We start from the raw sequence: 9452 nt of genomic DNA on the forward strand, positions 1-9452 counted from the left end.
CAAAGCCTGTGAAATTTTACTCATGGTAAAATTCCACAGGCTTTTTCATTTCAGAGGAGGGTTTTGTCCCAGCCTCGTTTTTATTACGCTGCTCTTTCTTTTTTTGCAAATAGGTAAATAGAACTCACAAGTAGGAGAAGAATCAAAAGTAGGGAAACAGTCAAAGATAAAGCGAATTGTTTGTCTGGACTTCCTGTTAAAAGCAGTGAACTTGCGTGTGTTGAGAGCCTTGCTGGACTCCAGGTCATCCATTTAGATAATAATGAAGTGAGTGCTGACAACCCAATCGCAACCAGCAATGACATACCTGCTACAAAGATATTACTTTTAAATAATGAACTTAATAGAAGGGTAACGGTCACGAGAAACACAAGCCACGTCCCATACACGAGTGAACCTTTCAGTAGTTCGCCAAATTCTACATCACCGATTAATACTCCAGTGTAATACCAAGACGCTAAGATACCTAGTAAAAATGAACCCAATGTCATGATCGTGACGCTTACCCATTTTGCTGTGATGTAATTAGCGAACGAAACAGGTTTTACAAGAATGATATCCGAAACGCCACTGTTTTTTTCCGCTGCAACAATCCCCATAAACGCTAATACCAACACCAAAATCCCGATTTGGCTGTACTGTCCGAAGGTTTGCACGAGCACCTCCTGTGGGGTTGGCATCGGGATTTCAAAGACCGCTCCTTCTGGCAACTCACCCGCTGCTTTGATAATCTCGGGCAAATAATAAGAAGTTACAGGTTGCATGATCCCAAGTAAAATGAAAACAAGTGGGATCCACAGGATTTTAAAGTTCCGCGTCATCTCAATCCATTCTTTTTTAAATAATACTGTCCACTGTCTCATGCCTTCACCACCTTCATGAATACATCCTCGAGGGACGATTGCCCGATTTTAAATGTTGATACCGGTATATTTTTAGTCAATATATCTTGTAAAATAGCATTTCTTGCAGGTTCAAGTTGAGAAACAACAATTGTTGCATTCGTGCGTTCAACCGACACTTCATGAACCGAGTCAATTGCGGTTAAACCTTTTGCCCAAGTGGTGATATCCGTTTCTGCTTCAATAATGATTACATCATGCTGGTGCTTTTTTCGTAGACCCGAGAGCGTGTCACTTAATGCCAATTCTCCCTTTCGGATAATGACAATATCATCACAAACTTCTTCAGCGTCATGCAGCACATGTGTTGAGAACAGAATCGTGGTTTTCTTTTTCAATTCACGCATCATTTCAATGACTTCGCGGCGACCGACAGGGTCTAATGCGGAGACTGGTTCATCAAGCATAACCAGCTTGGGTTCATGAATCATCGCCTGTGCAATCCCAAGGCGCTGCTTCATTCCGCCTGAAAAACCGCCAATTCTCTTTTTCTTTGCATCAATAAGTCCTACCAACTCTAGTAATTCATCCGCTTTTTGCTGGGATTCCTTTTTCGATAAATGTGCAAGTTGCCCAACATAGATCAAAAATTCATTTGCCGACATCCAGTTGTAAAAAACAGGGTGCTGCGGCAGGTACCCGATGTATTTCCGATGGTCGCCATTTTCCATACCATCAAAGGCTATTTTTCCTGATGTAGGATGAAGCAGGCCAGCCAACATCCGTAAAGTCGTTGTTTTCCCCGCTCCATTCGGACCTAGTAAAGCTGTACAGCTTCCTTTTTTTATATCAAAGGAAAGATCATTAACCGCCGTTTCCTTTCCAAACCGTTTCACCAAATTTTCAATAGAGACCAATGTTTCCGTCATCCTATCTCTTCCTTCCAATTACAAAATAGAGAATCGGGCCAAGTATACTGACCAAAAGGATGACAAACACCCATAAAATCTTTGGTCCATTCGTTTCTTCACTTCTTGCAAGATCAACTATGGCCGTTACCAATAAAATTAATTGAATCACAATGATCGGAGCAATAAGCGCCCAGTTAATACCCGTCATACCCGAATCACATCCCCTTCAAATGTTTTTCCAAAGATAATACGACCGACAACAGGAAAAAGTTCAGTACAAATAAAAGTTTTTTTGGGACACGGGGACAGGTCCCTCGTCCCACCATTTATTTACAGGGACATGGAACCTCTGTCCAGACATAAAAACAGCAACCATTTCTATCATGGTCGCTGTTTAGTCATTTATTCTATTATGTCTGTATGGATGCTAACAAAATAAGATTCTAGTAGGTGTTGGAGCTTGTCCTCCAACTTATAATACTCCCTGTCGGCTTTTTCAATTACCTGATAAAATGAGTACTCGGCGATTTCTCCGTTTTCCAAAGCAACAAAATTTTTCCACATTTCTTCGCCGTATTTTTGTAAAATCACAGCATATTCTTGTGCACCAATTTTTTTGAGTACTTTGGTGAGCTCTTTTATGTAAGTCGTAATGCCCACTTCTGAAATATACTCACTCCACCAATTAAGCAAAGCCTCATGCCCACCACTTTCAAGTTCTGAGTAGTATTGAAAAACAAGAAACGCCTCGTTTAGCACTTGATTTTCTGTTGGAAAATCGATACTGCAAACCTTGTGGATGACTTCATTCCAGATATCGTCTGAACTTTTCATGTTCACTGCCCTCTTCTATTTTTACCTGATTATACCATGAGAACACTGGGACAGTTCTCTCGTCCCACCATTTATTTACAGGGACATGGAACCTCTGTCCCATAAAAAAACCGACTACCCTATTGGGTAATCGGTTGGATTATTAGCTAAAGTTGCCACCACAGGCTAGACTACTATTTCTCCTAGCTTACGCTTTTGCCATTCCGATTGAAGCATCAGTTGAGTGGGCATTTTCCTCTTCATTTGAGTTTGCATCTTCCTCATCTTTTGATCCTTCATCGTCAGCAGGAGTGCCTTCATCTGCAGGCTTTTTACTATCTTCTGGTTTCTCTTCTTCATTTGGTTGCTTATCTTCTGCAGGCTGCTTGTCTTCTTCCTTCGTTGCAGCTTCTTTGTCTTCTGTCCCTTGCTCACTTTCTTCAAGTGCAGTTAGGGATTGTCCAAAGTACTCAATTGGATTAACAGCAACACCGTTGTTACGGATTTCAAAGTGAACGTGAATAGCTGCTTCTTCATCATATTGATTTTCGCCAGCCATTCCAAGGACTTCACCTTGTTCAACTACATCACCTTTTGCAACTTTTAGGTCTGCAAGAGATTGATACATTGTTACAACACCGTCAGAGTGCTCAATTTCCACAACATTTCCGTGTAGTGGATCTTTTTCAGCACGTGTTACAGTTCCAGCTAATGATGCAACAACTTCAAATGTCTCACCATTTTTAGCGACGATATCAATTCCTTTGTTAGGCGAATAAATATTGTTATAGACTACAAGAGCTGCTTCTTGCTTTTCTGCTGAAGCTTCTGCATCGTAGAATTCCCTAAAGACTTGGATTGCATCTTCGTCAATGACAGGCATCTTAAAGTTTTCTGACGCTTGGTTTACCGGTACACTTGGCTCTTCACCTGTAGCAGTTCCTGGTTGATTCTCACCATATTTCAAATCATCCTTCGCTACATCGTTCTTGCCTTGGAACCATAAAACCGCGGTTAGAATGAGTGCTGCACTTACCAAATAGATTGCTGGGAATACCCAACGCTTTCTAAAAAAACTTTGTAAACTTGATTTTTGAGAAGTACGTTTCTTTTCTTCCTCTCTCATGTTTATCACCTCAGCAACCATTCTGAACACATTCGCGGAATTATATACATTTTCAAAAAATTTTTTTCGATTATTTTTCGACAAAGCCTAAAATATTATTCATAGAATCGAAATTTTTTTCGAAAAGGGGTCCAGTTGGACGTTGCTTTTTCGGGTTTCGTATGATTTATCAGGTTTTGGAGTTGGTGATGATCTTTTGATTGGATGCGGTTTGGGAGCTAGAATGGGGGTTGACTTTTTAACTTTTGATGATGGACTTTGCTTGCTGCCTGGGCGTTCGTTCGGGACTTCATAACCTCGATGAAGAACTTTACTCGCTGCCTGGGCGTTCGTTCGGGACTTCATTACCTCGATGAAGAACTTTACCCGCTGCTTCGGCGTTCGTTCGGGACTTCATTACCTCGATGAAGAACTTTACCCGCTGCTTCGGCGTTCGTTCGGGACTTCATTACGCCGATGAAGGACTTTGCTTGCGGCTTCGGCGTTCGTTCGGGACTTCATTACGCTGATGAAGGACTTTGCTTGCGGCTTCGGCGTTCGGGCGGGACTTCATTACGCTGATGAAGGACTTTGCTTGCGGCTTCGGCGTTCGTTCGGGACTTCATTAAGCTGATGAAGAGGATTCGTACGACAACTTCCTTCTGATTTCCTCTTCATAAACTCTATGAAGAGGATTCGTACGACAACTTCCTTCTGATTTCCTCTTCATAACTCGATGAAGAGGATTCGACACCAAACTTCCTGCCGTTTTCCCCTTCATAACTCCGATGAAGAGGATTCGACCCCAAACTTCCTGACGCTTTCCCCTTCATAACCTTGATGAAGAGGATTCGACCCCAAACTTCCTGACGCTTTCCCCTTCATAACCTTGATGAAGAGGATTCGACCCCAAACTTCCGACGCTTTCCCCTTCATAACCTTGATGAAGAGGATTCGACCCCAAACTTCCTTCCACTTTCCCCTTCATAACTAACTTTGATATACCAACTTTTCAGACGACGTACCACGCTTCGGTACCGGTAAACCCGAGTAAGTACGCAAAAACTCCTCCCTCACACCTTCAATGAATGCTATACTATGTAGGTACATTTTTTAAAGGAGAATTTTCATGAGAGCATTATTACGACTTCTACTATTAATTGCACCATTTTTATATATGATTTTGATTTTTATATTGTCGAGTCTTCCGTCGGATGCGATTGTGAACACTCCGTTTTCCTGGGACCGGGCTTTTAAGGAATCGCTGCACCTCATCGAATTTGGTATTCTTTACGGGCTTTGGGCATTGTTTTTCCTTGTTCAAGGAAAGTTCAGCCCTAAAACGAGTCTCGTTTCCGCTGTGATTGCCATTGCCTATGGCTTCTCAGATGAGTTGCACCAGTATTTCGTCCCCTACCGATCTGCGACTGTAATTGATCTTGTTAAGGACACAATTGGCGTGCTTGTGCTTTATATGATTGTAAAAGTTAGTTATTTTGGAGAAAAACTACCGAGAATTAGAAAGCTCCTCTACTGGGTGGAGGGCTTAAACAGCAAAAATGCAGAGGGGAAGTAACCCCTCTGCATTTATTTTTTCACGGTTAATTTATTTAAAAAGTTCTCTGTGGATGAGATTTCTACGCCTTGGTAGTAATGTGTCACAATGTCCTTGTAACTCTTACCTTCCTTCGCCATTCCATCGGCACCATATTGACTCATGCCAACACCGTGGCCGTAGCCCTTCGTTTGAATGACGATATGGCTGCCTTTACGCTCCCATGAAAAATCACTAGAACGAAGGCCTAATGCATCACGCACTTGCACCCCTGTGAATGTCTTGCCCCCGACTTCAACAGATGCTACACGATTTGATTTCGTTCTTGAAGTAATCTTGCCAATATCGTTACCATTGCCAAGCTTAATCCCTAATTTAGATTCAAATTCGGATACAGGCATATTGACTTGAGAATGAAACTTTTCTGTATTGACATCCCACGGGCTCTCCACACTTTTTAAGTATGGTACTGCATTTTTCCAAACGTTCTCCGAGTCTTCAGTATATCCATTACTTGTTGAGTAAAATACGGCATCAATTGGTTCACCATTAAAGGTTATAATTTGTCCTTGTGTTTCGTTAACGGCTTGCCTAATTTTTTCGATTTTCCAATCATAGTCGCCTTTCCATTGGACCTTTAGTTCCTCATTGTTTTTATAAACCTGATGACTGACCGTATCTGAAACATCTGCACCATTTGGCACCTTTAACTTTTGATCACTCAACATTTGTCTAACCACGTATGTTCTTGCTGCCAGCGCTTGTGCCTTTAATGCTTCTAACTCAAATTCTGCAGGCATTTCCATCGCGAGCACGCCTACTACATATTCTTCTAGTGGCACATTTTCAATTTTCTGAGCACTGACACGGTGAACGGCAACCTCCACAGTTGGCCCTGAGGCGATTTGAGGCGGTTCCGGATTTGATTGTCGCTCTTCAGCTAGCTTTCCCGCACCTTTATCAGAGAACGGAATGACAAGCATTGATGGAATCAATAAAATTAAGACGAAAAGGACAGAAACTAGTACAATGATTGGTTTAATCTGTTTCATGAATGCAAGCCTCCACTTTGAAATTAATGCACGAACGTAAACATGCACCTATATATCAATATCTATGGTAGTGGACAAGCTTTTATGACATTTAATAGCAGAAAAATATTTGTGTTCTATTATCTACCACTCATAGTGTAATTTTCCTATTACTACCATTATCAAATAAAAGGGGAAACAAATAAGATGAGTAAAACCGGATTAGTAGACTATGTCTTGGCATTTTCTTTTCATCATTGAGAATCCAGACTCTCACGGGACTGGCGTTATTATTACTACTTCTTATCATTGCAAATATCATTCCTGCTATAAAAAATTATAAATAATAGGAATAAAAATAAAAAAGCTAGAGATATTACCATGTATGGGTAATGTCCCTAGCTTTTTACGTGGTTAGTTAGAAGTTTACCTTTGCTTCTTCCACTAGGCTATCTGTTGCTTCATTTATACGTTCAATGTCAGCACCCAATGCCGCAAGCTTTTGGTGGAAGTCCACATAACCACGGTCTAAGTGCTTAAGTTCTGTAACACGTGTGTATCCATCTGCAACCAATCCGGAAAGAATAAGGGCAGCAGCAGCACGTAAATCAGTTGCGGCTACTTCAGCTCCTTGAAGCTGGGATTCTCCGTTGATGATAACAGAACGACCTTCAATTTTAATGTCACCGTTCATGCGTCGGAATTCCTCGACGTGCATGAAGCGATTTTCAAATACAGTTTCCGTAATCATACTTGTGCCTTTTGCACGAAGTAATAATGCCATCATTTGTGATTGCATATCAGTTGGGAAACCAGGATGTGGCATTGTTTTGATATCCACAGCATGTAATTGATCTGGACCAATGACACGTAAACCATCTTGTTCTTCAATGATGGTAACGCCCATTTCTTCCATTTTTGCAACTAATGAGCTGAGGTGTTCTGGTACTGCGCCTTGAACAAGAACATTACCGCCTGTAATTGCAGCTGCCACCATGAATGTGCCTGCTTCAATGCGATCAGGGATAATACTGTGAGTTGCTCCATGCAATTCTTTTACACCTTCGATGCGAATTGTACCAGTACCTGCGCCTCTAACGTTAGCTCCCATTGCATTAAGGAAGTTGGCTAGATCAACGATTTCCGGTTCTTTCGCACAGTTTTCAATAGTCGTCATTCCGTCTGCTAATGTAGCAGCCATCATGATGTTTTCAGTAGCTCCCACACTTGGGAAATCCATATATACTTTTGCACCACGAAGTCTACCATTGACCTCGGCATCGATATATCCATTTCCAACTTTCACAATTGCACCCATTGCTTCGAATCCTTTTAAATGCTGGTCAATCGGTCTTGAGCCAATTGCACAGCCGCCAGGAAGAGCAACTCTCGCATGGCCATTGCGTGCAAGCAATGATCCCATGACTAGTACAGATGCGCGCATTTTTCGAACATATTCAAAAGGTGCTTCCGTTTTTAGCTCTCTTGATGCATCAACAACGATTTGATTGTTTGCAAACGTAACGTCTGCATTTAAATAACGCAATACCTCATTAATCGTATACACATCTGAGAGCGTGGGTACTTCATTTATTACACTTTTTCCATTACTTGCTAATAAGGATGCAGCGATTACTGGCAAAACGGCGTTCTTTGCGCCTTCTACTTTGACTGTGCCGTTTAGCTTACGACCGCCGCGGACGATGATTTTTTCCAAGGTATTCCCCTCCGCGTCCCATTTTCTATATATTCATATTCATTCATTACAATTGGTGTTCCATCTCGAATGTGTTAAAAGAACCCAATCTTATTACATTCATACCTTTTTTGTGAGAAAGTACATTCACACTGCTGTAGTATATGCAAACCACCGGGCAAGTGTCTCTATTCTGATGTGATGAACCCAATTAGGTCGATCAAACTTTGTTTTTTAAATAATAGGCTAGCTCGTTGCTAAACGGGCATATCCTCATTGTTTTAAGGCTTCATTTTTTTTACAAAACCAATTTACATCATATCACTTAAGCATTCGCTGGCACAAGTGAAAAATGTGGGATTTTCGCACAAATTGTCGAAAAAGTTTAGGTCGTTTGTAGCAATGTTTTCACACGAAAATTTTACATAACTCACATAGTACATGTTATACGTAAGGAACTTTGTTTTTTTGAGGGTTTGTCTTCTTTTTTAGACAGTTTACATATGTGGATAACTATCTTGAAAAAGTAAGTACTTTTGATGACATTTCTAGAAGGGACTAACTTGCGGGCCACCGCTTGGGGTGATTCTTCCGTGAAAATCATCAACTTGGGTTCCTTCGTATTCTACTTCCAGCAAAAACCAATGTATTTTTCTATACCATTGGTATACTAAGGAATGTTTTTAAAAAAAGCATCATGACTCGTACTCTTATTTGATTTCCTCTCCTTACTTACATTTTTTCCGGATGTATCACGCAGGATACGTGGAAAGTAGTGGAGAGAACAGATGAAAACTACTTCGAATACTTTTACCTTAAACTTCTTGCATATATTATTCATTCATAAAGGACAAAGTAACAGTTAATTTAAGATAGTAGGTAATTGTTGTGACCAAAGAAGATAATCTAAGAAAAAATTGCTGACGGTCGATCCAATTGCAATCGTCACAAGAACGAGAAGAACGCGCACCTGAAAAATATGATTTGGCTTTACCAAATGCTCATATCGAATACTTTGCAGCGCCCACCATGTAACTGCAATAAAAATTAAATGTGAAATAATACTTATAAGTGCTTGATACCCAAAACCTGCTAACATAAACCCACTCCTTGAACTTTATTCAGCAGCAATTCCCCTTCAACAAGTGGGAAATGATGCAAAAAAGCATTCAAAATCCAGCCAGGGTTTAAACCCTCACTGAATAAAGATAAGCCTCCGGCGGATGCCACAGATTTATAAAGGAAGTATTTCGAGAAGCTCGAAAAAATCTGGGCGAAAATACGCCAAGGCGCATTTGATTATAAAAAAAGGAAATATGTATGAAACACACACCTATACATTTTAGCATTTTCTGTGACAGAAGTCCTCAAATACAAGCCTACAAAAAGCTACAATAATAAACACCAAAACAAAAGAAGAGGCATTGGACTAACCTAAAATAGTGAGACAATATAAAACACCTCCAAAATGGCAATACTTGAGATAAGTATTGTGACAT

At 40.7% G+C, this 9452-nt stretch carries 10 protein-coding genes; 2 read left to right on the plus strand and 8 right to left on the minus strand.

Going from position 1 to position 9452, the window contains the following annotated elements:
* Positions 1–83 precede the first annotated feature (83 nt).
* The 5 genes from ACR65M_RS25425 to spoIIQ form a co-directional block, all read right to left on the minus strand.
* Positions 84–863 (minus strand): ABC transporter permease, encoded by a 780-nt coding sequence (locus tag ACR65M_RS25425; RefSeq protein WP_341333222.1) that lies wholly within the window; start codon positions 861–863, stop codon positions 84–86.
* Positions 860–1771 carry an ABC transporter ATP-binding protein gene (locus ACR65M_RS25430; protein WP_440274785.1) on the minus strand — a complete coding sequence of 304 codons (912 nt, stop codon included), beginning with the start codon at positions 1769–1771 and terminating at the stop codon, positions 860–862. Before ACR65M_RS25430 ends, ACR65M_RS25425 begins: the two co-directional genes overlap by 4 nt.
* Position 1772: 1 nt before the next feature.
* Positions 1773–1961, minus strand: coding sequence for a PLDc N-terminal domain-containing protein (locus ACR65M_RS25435; RefSeq protein WP_121448478.1), 189 nt, complete (start codon positions 1959–1961; stop codon positions 1773–1775).
* A 194-nt stretch (positions 1962–2155) separates the two neighbouring features.
* Positions 2156–2587, minus strand: a complete 432-nt coding sequence (locus tag ACR65M_RS25440; RefSeq protein ID WP_440274786.1) for a DMP19 family protein — start codon at positions 2585–2587, stop codon at positions 2156–2158.
* A gap of 187 nt (positions 2588–2774) precedes the next feature.
* Entirely contained in the window at positions 2775–3692 is a 918-nt protein-coding gene (spoIIQ, locus tag ACR65M_RS25445) for a stage II sporulation protein SpoIIQ (RefSeq protein WP_165918245.1), read from the minus strand.
* Between the two features lie 142 nt (positions 3693–3834).
* Between spoIIQ and ACR65M_RS25450 the strand changes: the two genes are divergently transcribed.
* Complete coding sequence (locus ACR65M_RS25450; protein ID WP_341333226.1) at positions 3835–3987, plus strand: hypothetical protein; 153 nt, start codon at positions 3835–3837, stop codon at positions 3985–3987.
* Positions 3988–4800: 813 nt separating this feature from the next.
* Positions 4801–5247, plus strand: coding sequence for a VanZ family protein (locus tag ACR65M_RS25455; RefSeq protein WP_440274787.1), 447 nt, complete (start codon positions 4801–4803; stop codon positions 5245–5247).
* Positions 5248–5258: 11 nt separating this feature from the next.
* On the opposite strand, the gene spoIID is transcribed toward ACR65M_RS25455, so the two are convergent.
* The 3 genes from spoIID to ACR65M_RS25470 all read right to left on the minus strand — a co-directional run bounded on the left by spoIID (position 5259) and on the right by ACR65M_RS25470 (position 9052).
* Positions 5259–6278 (minus strand): stage II sporulation protein D, encoded by a 1020-nt coding sequence (gene spoIID, locus ACR65M_RS25460; protein WP_121448481.1) that lies wholly within the window; start codon positions 6276–6278, stop codon positions 5259–5261.
* A 397-nt stretch (positions 6279–6675) separates the two neighbouring features.
* Positions 6676–7974, minus strand: a complete 1299-nt coding sequence (gene murA / locus ACR65M_RS25465) for a UDP-N-acetylglucosamine 1-carboxyvinyltransferase (RefSeq protein WP_121448482.1) — start codon at positions 7972–7974, stop codon at positions 6676–6678.
* 841 nt (positions 7975–8815) lie between these two features.
* Positions 8816–9052: a DUF1146 family protein gene (locus ACR65M_RS25470; RefSeq protein ID WP_099354564.1), complete on the minus strand. Its 237-nt coding sequence runs from the start codon at positions 9050–9052 to the stop codon at positions 8816–8818.
* Positions 9053–9452: the final 400 nt, after the last annotated feature.

Source organism: Ferdinandcohnia sp. SAFN-114 (assembly GCF_059415045.1).